Source organism: Kitasatospora sp. NPDC008050 (genome assembly GCF_042957465.1).
Classification (GTDB): domain Bacteria; phylum Actinomycetota; class Actinomycetes; order Streptomycetales; family Streptomycetaceae; genus Kitasatospora.
In genome coordinates this window covers 24759-41661 of record NZ_JBIBIJ010000029.1, presented here as the reverse complement: position 1 = coordinate 41661, position 16903 = coordinate 24759, and the positions used below count along the sequence as shown (strand labels likewise).

The following is a 16903-nucleotide window of genomic DNA, read 5'->3' as shown; positions in this document are numbered from 1 at the left end:
TCTCCGTTGCGTGCGGTCGTGCTCGTTCTCGTGCCGGCATCAGGTCGCCTGCCGTCTGCGGTAGGTGCGCAGCAGCAGGCCGCCGGCCCACAGCGCCAGCGCGAGGGCCACCGCCAGCAGCGGGGTGAGGCCGGCCACCGGCGCCCAGCCGGCCGGCAGCAGCCGGTGGGCCAGCGGCCCGAGCGCGGCGAGCGCGGCCGCCGCCAGGGCGGCGCAGCCGAGCGCGTAACCGCCGTAGACCAGCCGCAGGCGCCGGGGGTAGCCGTCGGTCCCCGGCCCGCGGCGCACCGCCGAGCGGGCCAGCAGGGCGACGAACCGGCGGCTCTCGGTGGCGAGTTGGAGGCAGTCCAGGGCGTAGCCGAGGGCCTGGTAGCCGTCCAGCGGTGGCAGCGGGATCAGGTTGGCGAAGGCCAGCGCCGCGCCGAGCAGCAGCAGGCCGCCGATGAACGGGCGGGCCTGGGCGTGCGCCGGCAGCAGGTTCCAGGCGAGGTACCAGGGCAGCAGGAAGACCAGGTTGACCAGCGCACCGGCGCAGGCGGTGGCGATCTGCTGCCGGCGCCGGGCGAAGAACTGCACGTCCTCCACCTCGCAGTACAGGTAGGTCACCGGCAGCCGCCAGCGCAGGCCGATCTCGGTGATCTGCCCACCGAACGCCCGGCCGACCAGAGCGTGCCCGAGCTCGTGCAAGGCGAGGCTGACCCAGAGCAGGGTGCCGACCGCGAACAGCGCCACCGGCTGATGGAACAGCTGCTCGGTGTCCCCCAGTAGCGCGCCGAACTGGACGGCGAGGCCGACCAGCAGCGCGGCCACCAGGGTGAACAGGGCGGCCAGGAACCAGCGTCGGCGCAGGACGCCGGTGGCCGCGTGCAGCCGGTCGAGCAGTGCGGGTGCGTCGGCGACCATCCGCACCCGGCCCGCCAGCACGGTCGAGCGGGGCTGCTCGGCCTGCTGCCCGGTGACCTCGGCCCGTGGTGGCGGGGCGTCGCCGAGCAGGCCGCGGCTGTAGAGCAGGGCCAGCATCTGCTGCCACTGCGGCTCGCCGAGCCGGGCGCGGAACTGCCGCGCGTACTGCTCGCCGACCTCGGCCAGCGACCGGGTGCCGTCCAGCCGGCTGATGATGAAGTGCTCCTTGGCGCCGACCGTCAGGCGCCGGCCGCTGGCCGGGTCCTTGAGCAGGTGCACCGGCGCGGTACCGCGCAGCAGCGGGCGGCTGATCCGGATCTCCGGACGGATCCGCGGCTGGAGGGCAAGCAGGTGACGATCCGTCATGTGGTCACCGCTGCCCGCGGTTCGCGCAGCGCGCGGGCCAGCACGTAGGAGAGGTAGGCCTCGTCGCGAACCGTCACCGAGAGCCGGTTGTTGGTCATGTGGGCGTAGGGGGAGAGCAGCATCGGCAACGCCTGTGCGAGATCGGTCACCGGCAGGTCCCGGGTGCCGTCCCAGGAGCGGAAGACCAGCTCACCGCGCTCGGCCAGGCCGGTGGCCCGCGCGCGCAGCTCCAGGCAGTGCTCCGCCCAGCCGCGCAGCAGGCTGGGCAGGTGGTCGAGCGCGCCGCTGCCGATGGCCGCGCGGATGGCGTGGAACCGGTCCGCCAAGGCCTCGCCGGTGCTGCTGTAGGCCCGGTCATAGCCTTGCTGGGCGGTGAAGTTGGTGCCCTCGAAGGCCCCGTTCCAGAAGGCGTGGTAGCGGTCCAGGAAGGCCAGCAGCTGTTCCTGGTCGGGCAGGAAGCAGGCCGACACGGTCATCATCAGCTGCGCGGCCAGCCCCAGCACCACGGTGCGCAGATGCACGTTCATGGTGCGGGCGGCCTCGATGACCAGGTCGCTGGAGCGCTGGAAGTGCCACTCGGCGAGCGCCACCCCGGCCGGGCCGCCGTACTTGCCGTACTCCGGCTCATAGGGTTCGGCGCTGAAGCTGTTGTTCTCGCGCAGCCGCATCCGCCCGTCCGGGCCGAGCAGGCGCGCGCGGTCCTCCTCGCGGTACTCCAGCTCGAAGAGGGTGTTGTAGAGCTCGGCGAAGAAGCTGTCCTTCACCTCGTAGAGGGCCGGGCGGCGGCGCAGGAAGGCCGCGATCGCCGCCTCGGCGCGCTCGGTCACCTCGGCGGTGGCCCGCACGGTGGCCGGGCGCAGCCGCAGTCGCAGGTGCGGGCCCTCCAGCCAGTAGTTGATGAAGAAGTACCCGGCGAGCAGGCCCTGTTCGTTCAGCTCCTCGACGAGCGGGCGCACGCACTGGAGCAGCAGCGGGCGCGGGCTGGCGGCGTAGAAGATGTGGAAGGCCTGCCAGTCGCCGGGGGTGGCGGTGTCGGTGCGGGCGCCGGTGGGGGCGACGGCGGGATCGGGATCGGGGTCGCAGGTGGAGGTGGGGCCGGGGGCGGTGGGTTGCCGGTCAGTCATGGCTGGGCTCTCCTTCCCGCTGCCCGGTGGCGGCGGCCGTGGTGCGGGGGATGATCTCCAGGGCCACTTCGGCGACGTGCCGGCCCTGGGCGGAGCGCACATGCAGCTCCTGCTCGCCGGGCAGCATCTCCTCCAGCACCAACTCGGCCGGACCGCCGGTGAGCAGGCCCTCCAGGGCGAGCAGCGAGAGCGGGCTGGCGAAGTCCAGGTACTGCGGCTTGACAGCTCCCAGGCGCGGGCCGGCCCCGCCCAGCGGATGCACCCGGACGAAGAGTTGGCGGGGGAGCCCGAGCCGGCGGCGCCAGCGCTGCCAGTCCAGGAACCGCTCGGCCTCGTTGCGGCCGGCCGCGGCGGCGGGCCGCGCCTCGGGTGCCACCGTCCAACTGCGGCGCTGGAGCACCAGATTGCCGTAGCGGACCCGGGGGCGCCTGGTCGCCCCGGCGGTGGGAGGGCCGGCGGGCACCCCGCGCCACAGCTGCGGGGTGACCCGCGAGGTGGGGGAGAAGAGCAGCAGGCTGCGCGGCACCTCGGGCAGCACCATCGGCACCAGGTAGCCCAGGTAGAGCGGGACCACCTCCCGGTTCAGCCGGCGCGAGCGCAGCAGCAGCCGGTCGGCGGCCGGGTCGTGCTCCACCAACAGGTCGTCGAGCCGCAGTTGGGCGGCCTCGGGGGCGGTGCTGGTCTCGCCGGGGCAGACGATCTCGTACTCGGTCAGCCGGGCGTGCAGGTTGAGGTTGGTGGTGGCCGATCCCGCGGTCACCTCGGCGAACACCGCGCCCTCGGGCTGGGCCGCCAGCAGTTCCTGGCGCAGGCGGGCGGGCAGACCGGCGGCGTCCGGCCGGTCGAAGCAGTGGGTGAAGCGGGTGAACGGGAACGCCAGTCCGCCGTAGGAGTGGTTGAGCACCACCAGCGGCTCGCCTGCCCGCCGGGCCAGCTGGACGAAGTGGCTGTGCGGCGCGAACTCCTCGCCGAGCGGCGCGAGTTCACCGGCGACGGCGGTCAGATCGGCGGGCTCCAGCAGCAGCTCCTCGCTGCCGTCCGGCAGCTTGGCGAACAATTCGGCCATCCGCCGGGAGAGTTCGCCGCGGGCCCGGTCGAGTGCGGTCAGCTCGGGACGGCCCAGCCAGTTCTCCTCCGGCAGATAGGCTCCGTCCTCGCCCTGCTCCGGCTTGAGCGCGGTGAACTGCAGGTACTGGTTGAAGATGTCCTCGTGGAAGTCGTGCACCAGTTGCAGCAGGTCCGGGCAGCTGCCGCCCGGGCCGAAGCGGGCCAGGAAGAAGCCCTTCAGGGTGAGCCTGCGGGCCAGGCCCAGATCGAAGACGGGCAGGATCCGGGCGAGTTCGCGCAGCCGGGCGGCGGCCTCCCGCCACTCGGTGGTGTCCGCGACCGGTTCGCCCGCCGCCACGTCCTCGTAGAGCAGGGTCTGCGGAAGCGCGGGCGGCTCCCCGGCTGCCAGCTCCCGCTGCAGAGCGGTGAGGTCCCGGCGCAGTGCGCCGAGCAGGGCCCGTCGGGTGGGCGCGTCCGCCGCCGGGTAGCGGTCGATCGCGGCGGCCGGGCCGGCCAGCCGCGCCGCGGCGGCCTCGGCCCACGGCCGGTCCAGCGAGCGCAGCGCCGCCTGGAAGGCGCGCAGCGGGTCGGCGGCGTGCACATCGGTGCCGAGCGCGGGCAGTTGGAGCATGCCGACATCGAGCAGCGCCGTCAGGTAGCGCTCGGCGTCCGCCGTGCTGCCGCCGGTGCGGGCGGCCAGCAACTCGGCCAGCTCCCCGTAGCGGATCAGCGGGCGCTCGCCGAAGAACTCCAGCAGGTGCTCCAGCACCCCGCTCAGCCGCAGGAAGAAGAGACGGTCGTGGGCGGCGTCGAAGCTCACCGTGGCCGCGGCGTCCCCGGCGGTGACCGAGCGCCGCACGTAGCGGACCCGGTCCTCGGTCAGCTCCCAGCCGGAGGCGGGCATCAGCGGCAGGTCGCCACGGCGCTCGGGGTCGGCGGCGATCAGCTCGGCCAGCCGGGCGAGGACGACCACGTTCAGCCGGGGGTGGCTGGTCCGCCCGGGGCCGAGCAGGAGGTCCGCCGGGGCGTCCGGTCGGCCGCCGAACGGGGCGTCCGCCTGCTGGGACGGGACACCTGGCTGTTGGGACGGGGTGCCCGGCTGCTGGGTGAAGGTGCCGGCGGCGACCGCGGTGAAGGTGCTGAACGGGCTGGTCTTGCAGGCGGTCCGGTACAGGTAGGAGAGCAGCGACCGCTCCAGCTTGCGGGCGCGCTTGTCCAAGGGGGCCGCCGGGTCGGCGGGTTGGCCGTCCAGTCGGTCCACCAGCGAGGGCGAGGCGAGCAGCAGGCCCAGGCGCAGCTCCTCGCGCTCCGCGAGCTTGCGCAACTCCGCCCGGGTGGTGAGGAGTTCGGTCGCCAGGGTGGCGGTGCCACGGTCGGCGAGCCGGGCCAGGTGCCGGCGGGCGCGCAGCCACTCGGCCAGCAGCTCGCCGGTGGCACCGCCCAGTTCGGCGGCCAGCGCGCCGAGTTCGGCCGGCCGGTCGGGCAGCCGGTTGTTGAACACCTGCCGCCGCACCGCCAGCAGGTCGCGGCGGCGGCCCGCGTCCTCGGTCGCCTTCACCAGGGCGGAGAGCGGCTCGCTGAGCCGGGCGCCCAGCTCGGTCAGCCGCTCCTCCTCGGCCAGCAGCCGCTCGGCCCAGGCGAGCGACTCGGGTGCGCGCAGGGCGTGCACCGCCTCGACGGGCAGCCCGCCGACCCGCAGCATGAAGTGGCGTCCGAGGCTCTCGGGGGCCGCGTCCGGTGCTCCAGTGGTCAACTCTTCCCCCCGCACGTCAGGCGATCCGGTGGTCGAAGTCGGCGGGGCTGCGGTGCTCCTGGCCGACCATCATGATCAGCATCGGCACCTCGCCGCGCTCCGCCAGCCCCAGCTCCTCGGCGTACGAGACGCAGTCGAAGCCCAGCGCCACGCCGCAGGCCAACCCGGCTGCGGCGGTGGCGGTGTAGAGCGCCTGCGAGCAGGCGCCGACGGCCGCATTGACCAGCCGCAGGCCCCGGTCGCCCACCGCGTCCAGCACGGCGGCTGTCGGTGCCGCCACCGCGATCACCGCACCGGCCTGCTCCAGGTTGTAGTTGGCCAGGAAGTAGGTGCGCTGCAGGAACGCGCCCGGCGTACCGCTGCCGAGTGGGCGCAGCGCGGCGCGCTCGCCGTGTGGGAGGTAGGCGTAGGAGCCCGGCGCGATACCGGCAACATGGTTGACGAAGACGTACAGCCGGGTCAGCGGCGGCCCGTCGGGGTGGGCCGCGGTGCCGGTCTCCGCATCGGTGTCCAGGCGGGCGGTGGTCGACGCGGCGGCCAGTGCGGTGGCCAGCTGGACCGCGCTCATCGGCGGCTCGGCCGTGAACCGGCCGAAGCTGCTGCGCCGGGCGCGCAGCGCGGTGCGCACCCCGGTGGTGAGCGGCTGCGGGGCGGGCAGTTGGAGGTCCGCGCCGGCCGGTGCCCCACCCGGCGGCTGCTCGCCACCGGCCGGCGCGTCGGTCAGCGCGTCGGTCAGCGCGTCGGCCAGCGCCCCGGCGAGCAGTCCGGGAGCCGGTCGCTCGGTCGCGCCCGCCAGGGTGGCGGCATGCACGCTCTGTACGGTCTCGAAGTCCAGGACCGTGCGCGAGCGTTCCTGGTCCACGGCGCGCACCCGAACCCCGGCCGGCGCGGACCCGGGGCGGGCACCGGCCGTCCCGTCCTGGTGCCAGCGCAGCGGGACGACGGCGAAGACGCCCTCCTCCTCGGGCGCCATGCCGAGCAGCCCGGTCAGCCGCGGCTCGTCGAACCAGAGTGCGGCGCCGATGTGCAGGCCGTGCGCGCGGGCCCAGATCCGCCAGGTCTCCAGCAGCGCACCGATGTCCATGGCGACCACGTGGTACGAGAAGCTGTTGTACTTGAAGGCGTTCTGCCAGAACTTGACCCCGAGCACGAGGAACTGGTCGGTCTCCCAGTCGGGTTGCTTCTGCTTCTGCTCCTGGTCCTGCTCCTGCTCCTGGTGCTTGCCCTGGCCCTCGTGCGGCGCCGGGCCCAGTGCCGCGCGCACCTCGGCCGAGACGTCGCCGGTGAGCAGGCGCTCCATCGCGTGGTGCCCGGTGGCGTAGTGGTAGACGCCCGGTGTGAACGGGCCACTGGGCCCGCAGACCCAGTGGATCCCGATCGGGTACAGCCCGCCGCCGGAGGCGGTGCCGCGGGAGAAGTTGGCGTGGGTGTAGAACGGCAGCGAGCCCAGGTCCGAGTTGGCCTGCACGGCCAGCCGCCGGCCGGTCAGGCCGTAGGAGTCGCGGAGCATCCCGCCGAGCAGGGGCAGGGTGAACTCGCCCTGCCCGCGCGGCCCGAACAGGCCGCGCTGAACGTCGGCGTCCGGGGCCGCCGTGCCGTCCGGCAGCGGGAGGCGCTCGGCGCCGGGGAAGTACTTGCCCTTGCGGGGCCGGTCGGCCCAGTTGGGCACGAAGTCGGCCGGCTCCATCGGCACCCGGCCGCGCCGCATCACCGCGGCGGCGTACTCGTGGGCGTAGCCCATGCTGACTCCTCTCTCAGGTCTCAGGTCTCGCTGCTTCGCCGTGGCCTCGGGTGGTGGCCGGGTGTCGGCTCAGGGGAAGGGGTGTGGCGCCCAGTTGAGGTCGGTATCCGACAACTCGCGCTCGCGCAGGCCGGCCGCCAGCGGGGCGGTGCGCAGCCGGGGCATGGTCAGGGCCCGTTGCCGGTGCCAGCCGAAGTCGATCGGCAGCAGGCCGGGGACCAGCACACTCGCGGTGCACAGGCCCAACTCGCGCTGCTCGGGCATGGTCTGGTCGACCACGATGACATCGAAGCCCGCCCCGGTCACCGCCCCCACACACTGCTCCAGGTCCTCCCGCAGGTCGGTGCCCGGCCGGATCGCACCCGGGCCGGTGGCGAGCGAGGCGGGGGAGGCCAGCTGAGTTGACGAACCGTCATGGCGCAGCAGGAAGTCGGCGTGCCTGGCCATCTCGGGCAGCCCGTACAGCAGCGGATGGTCGTGCAGCACCCGTACCTGGTCGAAGTCCGCGGCCATCGCCCGCAGTCGGTGCTCCTCGCGGGCGGTGCGGCGGCGCAGGTTGACGGCGTCGGTGGCGATCTCGCAGAGCCCGGCCCAGAGCGCCGCCTCCGGATCGAGGCTCGCGCCCGCGCCGAAGGCGAGTCGGCCGAGCCCGCCGTCGATCCGTTCGGCGACCGCGGTCACCACCGGGATCGGGAAGCCGATCCGGGTGTCGAAGAACCGGGCCCGGTAGCCGTACATCGCCAACCGGTCCACCATCGCCCGGGTTTCGGCCCGGGTGCTCTGCCGCGGATCCAGTTCGGGCAGCGCGATCCTGCCGTACCAGCTGAGCAGAAAGGCGTCGCGCTCCACCACCTCCATCAGCCCGAAGTAGACCGCCTCCTCCAGGCAGCCGCCGGAGGCGCAGCCGTTGGAGCTCTCCTGGACGAAGCGGTTCCGCAGCCCGCCCGGGGCGTGGTAGTAGGTCAGGATCTCGGGCACCAGCACCGCCCGGTCCTCGCGCAGCGACCAGCCCCAGACCCAGGGGATCGCCCAGCTCGGCGAGAACGGCAGGATGTCGGGCTTGAGTTGGTGGAACTCGGGGCTGTAGAGGCCGCACTGCCGGGGGTCCAGGGCCTGCTCGCCGAGCTCTCCGAGCTCGTCGAAGGTGGCCGTGACGGTGCGGCGCCGGCCGCGCGGGCGCATCCCGGCGAACCGCTCCAGGCCCTCCAGCAGGCCGACCTGGGTGCTGGTCCGGTAGGCGGCGGTGTGGCCGCCCCAGAAGGACTCGCGCAGGTAGCTGCCGGAGCGCATGGTGAAGCAGCCGACGGTCGAGGAGGTGGTGGCCGACACCAGGTCGGGAATCACCGAGGGGCCGAGCATCCCGGCCACCGGGTTGACCAGCGCGGGCAGCGACAGCCGGTACTCCTCGATCCCGCGCAGTCGGAAGTCGTCCGGTGCGGACTTGGGCCTGCCGGCCAGCACGATCCGGGCGTCCTCGGCGCAGTCCTCGGTGCGCGGGTCGCAGCGCGGGCACTCGGCGTCGGGCAGCAGCGGGAAGCCGCTGACCCGCAGTGTCTCCAGGTCCAGCAGGTGCACCCGCCCCGCCCGGGGGCGTTCACGGCGGGCCGCGAGCAGCGCGGCCAGCGCGTCGGCGAGGAACGGCACCGCCCACGGCGGATCGCCCACCGCCCGGGTGTCGCCGCCGAGTTCGAGCGCCTCGCGCAGCGGCCCGGAGCGCACGGCCTGCCAGCGCCGGGCCAGGCAGCGTGGGCAGGGCGAGCCGGCGGGGGAGGGGCCGGAGCCGGGGCCGGGGCCGACGATCGCGTGGTGGCCGTACAGGTGCACGGGATCGGCCGAGTCGCCGTCCGGGGCGGGTTCGGTCTCCGTCAACTCGTCCTGGACGCCCAGCAGTCGCGGGGGGCTCTGCGGCTCGTCGAGGGACCGGGCCAGCAGCTCGGCCAGCGCGCCGCGGGTGCGCGCCCAGCGCTCGTCGGCCGGCTCATCCCTCGCCTCCGGTCGCTCGGTGACCTCGATGACCTCAGTGCGCACCCGAAGTCCCGCGGGTGAGAAGCACCTTGACCACCTCGATCTGGCCGGCCCGGAGATCGGCTGCGCCCGCCGGTGCGACCAGCACGTCGCGCCCCGCCTGCCGCAGCCGCTCCAGGACCCGCGCCCAGTCGAGCCGTTCGTCGAGGGCGCCCGGGGTGGCAGCGGTCTCGTCGGCGCTGGCCACCAGGACGGCCGGGTCGAGGTCCCGCACCAGCGGGTCACCCGGGTCGCCGGACCCGGGGGTGCCCAGGTCGCGGCCGAGCTGGACCGGGCCGAGCAGATCCCGGGTCGCCTCCAGTACCGCCTCGCGCAGACTCAGGCCGCTGCCCACCGCCCAACTCCCGCGATCCGCGCCCGGCTCGGTGGCCCGGGCCAGCACCACCGGAAGCGGGTCGGCCGGGCCGTCGCCGAGGCGCAGCAGGTCGAGCTCCAGGCCGAGGTTCTTGGCCGAGCGGGCCAGGAAGGTGAGTTCGACGTCGGCTTCGAGCAGGTCCAGTGGGATTGTCCGCGGCGTGGCGGTGCCGCGCAGCGCCCGTCGCAGCGCGTCGTACGCCAGCGCCGAGCGCAGCGCCCGGACGGTCGCCCCAGCCAGCGTGCCACCCGCGCCGGTGCCCGCGCTGGTGGTCTCGAAGGTATGACCGGCGTTGTCGGCGCCCAGCGGCCGCAGCGCGGCAGCCGGCACCAGCAGCCGCTCGCCGGTGAGCAGCGAGCGGGTCGGGCGCCAGGCCCGGACAGCGGTGGGCAGCACGGCGGTTGGCAGGACGGCGGTGGGCAGCACGGCGGTGGGCAGGACGCCGCTGGCAGTTGCCAGCCTGGCGGGGTCGACGCGCGCGCAGTCCTGCGTCGCGGCCCGGTTGTGCGGGTCGGTCGCCGGGATGACCCGGTCCGCGTAGACCTCGGCCGCCCGGTAGAGCGCCCGCAGCCGCGCGCCCGCCACGTGGTGCACATCGAAGGCGGAGATCTCCCGGCGCCTCCCGGGCTCCAGGTTCAGCCGCACCGTGCCGACCTTGAGCGGCGTCTGCTGCCAGGTGTCGTCGGCGAACTCGGTGCAGAGCCCGGCGTGCGGTCGCACCAGCACGGCCCGCGTGTCGAGTTCGGCCAGCGCGTGCTGGGCCGCCGCCTCCTCGGCCGCGCCGTCGGCCGGCTGGGTCCGCGGTTGGTCCGCCGCGTCCAGCTCGGCGGCGCTCGGCCAGTGCTGCTCGGGCCGGGCCGTCGCCGGGTCGGCGAGCGCGGCGCAGCGCGGGCAGCGCGGGTGCGGGAGCAGCGGCTCACTGGCCACGTCCAGCGAGTCCAGGTCCTGCACGATGAGCTGCCCGTCGGTCTCGGCCGGCAGCGCCTCGGTGGTGAGCCGGAACACCTCGTAGCCGAGCAGGTTGCCGAGCATCGCCGCCAGCGGCCCGCTCGGCTGCCGGTCGCCGGACTCCAGCGGCGCGAGCGGCGCGACGCGGCTCCACAGCTCGGCGCTGTCACCGGGGTCGGCGCCCGCGCCCAGGCGCAGCGCGGCGCACGTCCAGCAGCCGGGGCGGCCTTCGGTCATCAGCGGCCCGAGCACCGCGCGGCCGCCGACCGTCCAGGCCGGCAGCAGCCGCTGCCCCGCCGGGATGCCCGCCGCCAGCAGGCGGGCGGTCTGCCGGGCCCCGCCGGTGACCACGACGAGGTCATAGCCGTCGAGCGCGTCCCAGTCCACCAGGTCGACGTCGGTAGACAGCTGATGGAGCGTCAGATCACAGCCCGCCTCGGCGAGTGCGGCCGCCTCGGTGGCCGGCGCGCCGGTCTCGTCCGCCAGGATGCCGGGCAGCAGACCCAGGGTCGCGCAGCCGTTGCGGATCAGGCTCAACGCGCACCAGTGCGCAAGCTCGTTGTCGCCGAGGACGGCGACCCGGGTCCGCCGGTAGCGGGCGAACCGCTCGGCGGCGCCGTTCACGTAGTGGTCGATGTACTCCAGCTGTGCGCCGAACCGGGCGGCGACCTCAGGGGTGACAGGTGCTGCGTCCGCCTCCGGGGCCGGGCCGGCGTCACGGGCGAAGCCCCGGCCGTACAGCGCGGCCACCAACTGGGCGATCATGGCGCGCTGCTGGTCGCCGAGCCCACCGCAGAGGTCGGCCACGCTGTGCTCGCCGTCCAGGTGCGGGACGAGCAGCGAGGCGAAGCGGTAGGCGTTCTTCGTGGTGAGGCTGAAGCCGCCGTGCGCGTTGTGGAAGAGCACGCCGGTGGGCGTCTGCGTGTACAGCACGTCGCGGCGGATTCGCGGCCGCGTGTCGGCGATCTCCTCGTACAGGGCCATGTCCCTCACACCTCAGGTTCTGCGCAGCGGGGCGGCCGGAAGCCGCGGGGGGCGGGGGTGCTCGGTGGCGCTCTCGGTGCGCCCGGTGCTCTCGGCGGGTGGTCCGGTGGCCGGAGCGTGCGCCCAACTCCCGGCAGCGGCACGGGTGAAGGAGAGCAGGAGGTCGTGGACCCGGTAGAGGCCGCGCGGGCCCTCACGCAGCAGCCCCGCCTGGACCAGCCCGGCCAGGACGAGTTCGCCGCTGACCGGTCCGCCCGGCCCGTCCGGCGCGGCCAGGGCGCACGCCCCGGCCGTCGACTCGGGCTGTGGATCCGGCGCCGGCCCGGGCCCGGACCCGGGCACGGTGGCGGACATGGAGGCGGGGATCGCGGTGCGGGCGGCCGTTTCGGTGGAGCGCGGCCGCTCGGCCGGTCCGCCCGGGCCGTCCGCCCGGGCCGTGGTCGTCACCGACTCACCGCGCAGAATGGAGAGTTCGAGGCGCCGCAAGGCCGGCCCCGGATCGACGCCGAGCTCCTCCAGGAGGTGATCGCGGACCCGGCGGTACTCGGCCAGTGCGTCCGCGCGACGGCCGGTGCGGTAGAGCGCCTCGATCAGCTGCTCCCAGAACCGCTCGTGCACCGGGTGCGATCTGGCCGCCGACCAGAGTTCGGCGAGCACCTCGCGACATCGTCCGAGGGCGAGTTCGATGTCGTAGGCGCGTTCGGCGCTCCGCAGCCACTCCTCGGTGAGCCGGGGTACCTCCTCGCGGTGCACCGCGTCGGAGGGCACATTGCCCAGGACCGGTAGCTGCCACAGGGTCAGCGCCTCGCGTAACAGGCCCAACTCGGCTACCTGGTCGGTAGCTTGGTCGGCCAGCCGGAGTAACTCGCGGAATTCGAGCAGGTCGAGGGTGCCGGCGTCGGCGGTCATCCGGTAACCGCCGGGCAGCGCCTCGATGGTGTGCCCCGCGATGCCGTACTTGGCGAACAGCCGGCGCAGGCGCAGCACACAGGAGTGCAGGGCGGCCTTGGCGGTGGCCGGGGTCTCCTCGCCCCAGATCGCCCGCTGCAGCCACTCGACGGAGACCACGGTGTTCGGGCGGACCAGCAGCGCCGCCAGCAGGGTGGCGGGCTTGGAGGGCTGGAGCACGGCGGTCTCCCGCTGGTCCGCGATGGCCAACAGGCCGAGCACGGTGAACCGGGCGGCTCCGTCGCCGTCCTGCCCCGCTCCTGCGATCCCGCCCACGGCTCACCCCCCCCGATGCGGTCACGGTCGTCGACCGGACGGCGCCAGTTCCGCCCGTTTCTGTCCGCCGGAAGCTACTTGCCAAAAGTCGATCAAGTCAACGACTTCGACAGGCATTTGAGTGAACTTCCTGCCAATGCTCAGTCCTGATCCCAGGTCTGGACCTGCACCGACGCCAACGAAAGCGCAGCTCAGCGCCATGACAAACCGCCCCCGGCCCATAGACATGAAAGTCAAACCCACAACTTCTGAAGGTTCGACCACTGGGACCCCGCCCTCAGCGGCGCGGGCCACGGCTTCCTCTTCCAACACCCCACGGACTTCGGCGCGGAGGTGCTGCGCTTCCTTCGGTGAGCGTGAACAGGCCGCTGCGAGTTCGCGGAGCCGCTGAACTCGCGGGTTTCTCGGGCGCGGCGTTCCCCGGGGGGTGGCCAGGCCCGGTCTAGCGGCTCACCTTGCGTCTGCTCCAGGCCGGGCTGATCACGCCGACCAGGACGACCGCGAAGCCGATCTGCAGCAGGTGCCGGATCCAGTCGATCCCGGAGGTGTGCCGCACGCCGATCCAGCCGGCCACGGCGTTGCCGAGCAGCGCGCCCACGGCGCCGAGGACGACGGTGAGCCAGAGGGGGATGGCCTGCGGGCCGCGCAGCAGCATGCGGGCCAGCACGCCGAGGATGAGGCCGATGATGAGGATCCACACGATCTGGAACATGATGCCTCCGGTGGAACGGCAGCCCCCCGGGTGGGACGCAGTCCCTCGGGCCTGCGTCCGGACAGCGGTCACCGCCGTGCGGGAACGCCTCTCAAAGGCTAAGCCGTCACCCGTCGGCCCGGCATCCGGACCACGTGGTTGACGCCACCGCCGCCGAGCACCTGCTCGGCTGATGGGTGGCCGTCCGGCACCGCTTCTGCCCCGTTCCCCGCCCCGCTCAGGCGGTCGGGGCCCAGAGGGTCTGGACGGCGGTGACCAGGGGGGCGAGTTCGGGGCGGGCGGCGGCTTCGGTGAGGGCCTCGCGCAGGGCGGTGTCGTTGGTCGGGCGGGCCTGGGTGAGCAGGGTCCGGCCCGCTTCGGTGACCTCGGTGTAGATGCCGCGCCGGTCGTCGGGGCAGAGGTAGCGGGAGAGCAGGCCGCGGTCCTCCAGGCGGGAGACCAGGCGGGTGGTCGCGCTCTGGCTGAGCAGGACGGACTCGGCGACCTGGCTCATCCGCAGGTGGCCGCCCTCGCCGGAGTGCTGTCCGCTCAGCACGTTGAGCAGCGAGTACTCGCGCACGCTCAGCTCGTGGCCGGCCTGCAGGGCCCGCTCGATGTGGGCCTCGATCCGGCTGTGCAGGGCGGAGAGCGCACACCAGCCCTGGGCGAGACCCTGTCCGACCTGCTCGCTCACGTTCCGCTCCTCCATCGATCGTCCGGCGTGCCGGAGCACCAGGATAGCTCCAGAACAAAATAGCCCGCGCTTGCAAGTATCAGGCGTCTGCAATTATTGTCGGAGCCTGTAATGCTCGTTCGCAACAACCATGGAGGGCGGCTTCCCATGCCCCTCGCACTGCTGGCCCTGGCGATCGGAGCCTTTGGCATCGGCACCACCGAGTTCGTCGCGGCCGGTCTGCTGCCACAGGTGGCCGCGGACTTCGGCCTCTCGATCCCCACCGCGGGCTTCCTGGTCACCGGCTATGCGCTCGGCGTGGTGCTGGGCGCTCCGCTGCTGACCGCGCTGGGCACCCGGATCCCGCGCAAGCGGATGCTGATGCTGCTGATGGGCGTCTTCGTGCTGGGCAACGCGCTGTGCGCCGTCGCGCCGAGCTTCACGCTGCTGCTGGTCGGCCGGGTCGTCGCCTCGCTCGCGCACGGTGCCTTCTTCGGCATCGGCTCGGTGGTCGCCGCGGGCCTGGTCGCGCCGCAGCGCCGGGCCGGGGCGATCGCGCTGATGTTCACCGGCCTGACCGTGGCCAACGTGGTGGGCGTGCCGCTCGGCACCCTGGTCGGCCAGCACTACGGCTGGCGGGCGACCTTCGCGGTGGTCGCGGTGATCGGCCTGGTGGGTCTGGCCGGGGTCGCCGCCCTGGTCCCGCAGCTGCCGCAGCCGGCCGCCGGTGGCGGGCTGCGACGCGAGCTGGCGGCCTTCCGCAATGTCCAGGTGGTGCTGGCGATGGCGATGACCGTGCTCGGTTTCGGCGGCGTGTTCGCCGCGATCACCTACATCACGCCGATGATGACCGGCCCGGCCGGGTTCCCGCAGTCCGCCGTCGGCTGGCTGCTGGCGCTCTTCGGCGTGGGCATGGTGGCCGGCAACCTGGTCGGAGGACGGTTCGCGGACCGCGCGCTGCTGCCGATGCTCTACGTCTCGCTCGGCGCGCTGGCGGTGACCCTGGCCCTCTTCACGGTCACCGCGCACCACCAGCTGGCCGCCGCGATCACCGTGCCGCTGCTCGGCGCGTTCGGCTTCGCCACGGTGCCGCCGCTGCAGAAGCGGGTGCTGGACCAGACCGCGCAGGCCCCGACCCTGGCCTCGGCGGTCAACATCGGCGCCTTCAACCTCGGCAACGCGCTGGCCGCCTGGCTCGGCGGGCTGGTCATCTCGGCGGGCCTCGGCTACACCGCGCCCAACTGGGTCGGCGCGCTGCTGACCGGCTCGGCCCTGCTGCTGGCGCTGCTCTCGGCGGCACTGGAGCGCCGCACGGCGAGGGCGGCGACGGACGGGGCGACGGACGGGGTGACGGACGAGGCGGCGCACGGAGCGGCGCACCGAGCGACGGACGGAGCGACGGACCAGCCGGTGGGCGGCTCCGTCCCCGCCTCGGTCTAGCTGCGCGCGGTCGGCGGGTCGGCAGGTGCGCCTGGCGTCCCGGGCAGCCGGATCGTCGCGACGGCCCCGCTGCCCCCTGCCCCCGCCGGACCGCCGCCCCCGGCCCCTCCCGCACCGTCGGACCGTGCGGCGGCAGCGTCGGCGGGGCCCAGCGACACCTCGCCGCCCACCTCCCGGATCGCCTGCGCCACGATCGCCAGCCCCAGGCCCGAGCCCGGCATCTGCCGTGCCGAGGGGGAGCGCCAGAAGCGGTCGAAGACATGCGGCAGGTCCTCGGCCGGTATGCCGGGCCCGTGGTCGCGAACGGTCAGTGTCCCGGAGCGCAGCCGCACCTCGATCGAACCCTCGGGCGGGCTGAACTTCACCGCGTTGTCCAGCAGGTTGATCACGGCCCGCTCCATGGTGTGCGCGTCCGCCCGGACGTACCAGGGGTCGAGCTCGACGGTGAAGGTCAGCCCGGGGCCGCGCAGTCGGGCCCGGTCCAGGGCGCGGGCCGCGACCTCGTGCAGCGGCACCACGTCCAGCTGCTTGGCGCCGAGGGCGTGGGTGGGGCGGGAGAGTTCCAGCAGGTCGTTGATGAGCGTGGTCAGCTCCACCAGCTGCGCCTTCATGGCGGCGACCATGCGGTTGCGGGTCTGCTCCGGCAGCGCCCGGCCGGTCTCCTGGCTGCGCACCAGCAGGTCGACATTGGTGCGCAGCGAGGTCAGCGGGGTGCGCAACTCGTGCCCGGCGTCGGCGATCAGCTGGGACTGGCGGTCACGGGAGTGGGCCAGCGCGGTGCTCATGGCGTTGAACGAGTCGCTCAGCCGGGCGATCTCGTCGTGGCCGAAGACGGTGATGGTGGTGCCGGGCTCCTGGGTCCGGGCGATCTGCTCGACGGCCTCGGTGAGCTGGTTCACCGGCCGCAGCGCGGTACGGGCGATCCACCGGGCGCCCAGGGCGGTGCCGGTGATGACCACGGCGGCCAGCGCGGCCAGGAAGAGGGCGAGTTCGCGCAGCGCCTGCTGGACCGGGGCGAGCGGCTGGGAGACCAGCACGGCCATCGGCAGGGCGGTGCCGCCGGGCTGGTTCGCCGGCATGCTGATCACATAGACCCGCACCGACTTGCCGCTCCTGGTGCGGCCCGTCCGGATCCGGTTCTCCGCGTGCGCGCCGGTGGTCCCGCTGGCGGCGATGGCCACGTCGCCCGGGGTCACCACGACCGTGTCGCCGCCGTCCGGCGGGCAGGCGCGACCGCCGGCGAAGACCACGGTGGGGATGGGGAGCCCGGTGTCGTACGGTTCGGTGCCGCCGCACAGCCCGGCCAGGTGGCGCACCGCGGTCTTGCTGACCGGCCCGACGGACTGCCGCAGCGTCTGATCGACCTGACTGGTCATCCGGTCACGGGCGAGGAACCAGCTCGCCGTCGAGCAGACCACCACGGCCAGCGAGATCGCCACCACCGTGAGCACCACCAGCCGCCCCCGCAGCGACACCCGGGCGAGCCGGCCCCCGGCCTGCCGCCCGGATCCGCCGCCGGCCGGCCGAGCTCCGCGCGCAGCCTCGGCCGCCGTCCGGTCGCCCGACGCCTCGTCGGCGTCCGCCCGCACCTGTGCCGGCCGGACGCCTGCCCCTTGATCGGCCATGCCG

The 16903-nt window shown here is 74.2% G+C and carries 11 protein-coding genes; 1 reads left to right on the top strand and 10 read right to left on the bottom strand.

Annotated elements, in window-relative coordinates; translation table 11 throughout:
* Positions 1-39: 39 nt before the first annotated feature.
* From ACFZB9_RS34880 to ACFZB9_RS34840, 9 genes are all read right to left on the bottom strand, one after another.
* Positions 40-1269 carry a M50 family metallopeptidase gene (locus ACFZB9_RS34880; RefSeq protein WP_391453910.1) on the bottom strand — a complete coding sequence of 410 codons (1230 nt, stop codon included), beginning with the start codon at positions 1267-1269 and terminating at the stop codon, positions 40-42.
* The gene (locus ACFZB9_RS34875; RefSeq protein ID WP_391453908.1) at positions 1266-2393 is read right to left on the bottom strand and encodes a lantibiotic dehydratase C-terminal domain-containing protein; all 1128 of its coding nucleotides are present in this window, start codon (positions 2391-2393) and stop codon (positions 1266-1268) included. Before ACFZB9_RS34875 ends, ACFZB9_RS34880 begins: the two co-directional genes overlap by 4 nt.
* Entirely contained in the window at positions 2386-5142 is a 2757-nt protein-coding gene (locus ACFZB9_RS34870; protein ID WP_391453961.1) for a lantibiotic dehydratase, read from the bottom strand. Before ACFZB9_RS34870 ends, ACFZB9_RS34875 begins: the two co-directional genes overlap by 8 nt.
* Before the next feature lie 67 nt (positions 5143-5209).
* Entirely contained in the window at positions 5210-6934 is a 1725-nt protein-coding gene (locus ACFZB9_RS34865) for a nitroreductase family protein (protein ID WP_391453906.1), read from the bottom strand.
* A gap of 69 nt (positions 6935-7003) precedes the next feature.
* Entirely contained in the window at positions 7004-8875 is a 1872-nt protein-coding gene (locus ACFZB9_RS34860) for a TOMM precursor leader peptide-binding protein (RefSeq protein WP_391453959.1), read from the bottom strand.
* 76 nt (positions 8876-8951) lie between these two features.
* Entirely contained in the window at positions 8952-11246 is a 2295-nt protein-coding gene (locus tag ACFZB9_RS34855) for a TOMM precursor leader peptide-binding protein (protein ID WP_391453905.1), read from the bottom strand.
* Between the two features lie 12 nt (positions 11247-11258).
* On the bottom strand, positions 11259-12470 hold the full coding sequence (locus ACFZB9_RS34850) for a BTAD domain-containing putative transcriptional regulator (RefSeq protein WP_391453903.1): 1212 nt from the start codon (positions 12468-12470) through the stop codon (positions 11259-11261).
* Positions 12471-12912: 442 nt separating this feature from the next.
* Complete coding sequence (locus tag ACFZB9_RS34845; RefSeq protein ID WP_391453902.1) at positions 12913-13182, bottom strand: GlsB/YeaQ/YmgE family stress response membrane protein; 270 nt, start codon at positions 13180-13182, stop codon at positions 12913-12915.
* Between the two features lie 217 nt (positions 13183-13399).
* Positions 13400-13855 (bottom strand): MarR family winged helix-turn-helix transcriptional regulator, encoded by a 456-nt coding sequence (locus tag ACFZB9_RS34840; protein ID WP_391453901.1) that lies wholly within the window; start codon positions 13853-13855, stop codon positions 13400-13402.
* Between the two features lie 147 nt (positions 13856-14002).
* Between ACFZB9_RS34840 and ACFZB9_RS34835 the strand changes: the two genes are divergently transcribed.
* Positions 14003-15274: an MFS transporter gene (locus ACFZB9_RS34835; RefSeq protein ID WP_391453899.1), complete on the top strand. Its 1272-nt coding sequence runs from the start codon at positions 14003-14005 to the stop codon at positions 15272-15274.
* On the opposite strand, the gene ACFZB9_RS34830 is transcribed toward ACFZB9_RS34835, so the two are convergent.
* A complete protein-coding gene (locus tag ACFZB9_RS34830; protein WP_391453898.1) occupies positions 15271-16899 on the bottom strand; it encodes an ATP-binding protein in 1629 nt (542 codons plus the stop codon). The two genes, ACFZB9_RS34835 and ACFZB9_RS34830, sit on opposite strands and share 4 nt — an antisense overlap.
* Between the last annotated feature and the right edge of the window lie 4 nt (positions 16900-16903).

What these genes read in the sequence shown, in the direction of transcription:
- ACFZB9_RS34835 (WP_391453899.1), top strand. Translation starts at nt 14,003, where the DNA reads ATGCCCCTCGCACTGCTGGCCCTGGCGATCGGAGCCTTTGGCATCGGC.
- ACFZB9_RS34880 (WP_391453910.1), bottom strand. Translation starts at nt 1,269, where the DNA reads ATGACGGATCGTCACCTGCTTGCCCTCCAGCCGCGGATCCGTCCGGAG.
- ACFZB9_RS34865 (WP_391453906.1), bottom strand. Translation starts at nt 6,934, where the DNA reads ATGGGCTACGCCCACGAGTACGCCGCCGCGGTGATGCGGCGCGGCCGG.
- ACFZB9_RS34870 (WP_391453961.1), bottom strand. Translation starts at nt 5,142, where the DNA reads ATGCTGCGGGTCGGCGGGCTGCCCGTCGAGGCGGTGCACGCCCTGCGC.
- ACFZB9_RS34875 (WP_391453908.1), bottom strand. Translation starts at nt 2,393, where the DNA reads ATGACTGACCGGCAACCCACCGCCCCCGGCCCCACCTCCACCTGCGAC.
- ACFZB9_RS34845 (WP_391453902.1), bottom strand. Translation starts at nt 13,182, where the DNA reads ATGTTCCAGATCGTGTGGATCCTCATCATCGGCCTCATCCTCGGCGTG.
- ACFZB9_RS34830 (WP_391453898.1), bottom strand. Translation starts at nt 16,899, where the DNA reads ATGGCCGATCAAGGGGCAGGCGTCCGGCCGGCACAGGTGCGGGCGGAC.
- ACFZB9_RS34855 (WP_391453905.1), bottom strand. Translation starts at nt 11,246, where the DNA reads ATGGCCCTGTACGAGGAGATCGCCGACACGCGGCCGCGAATCCGCCGC.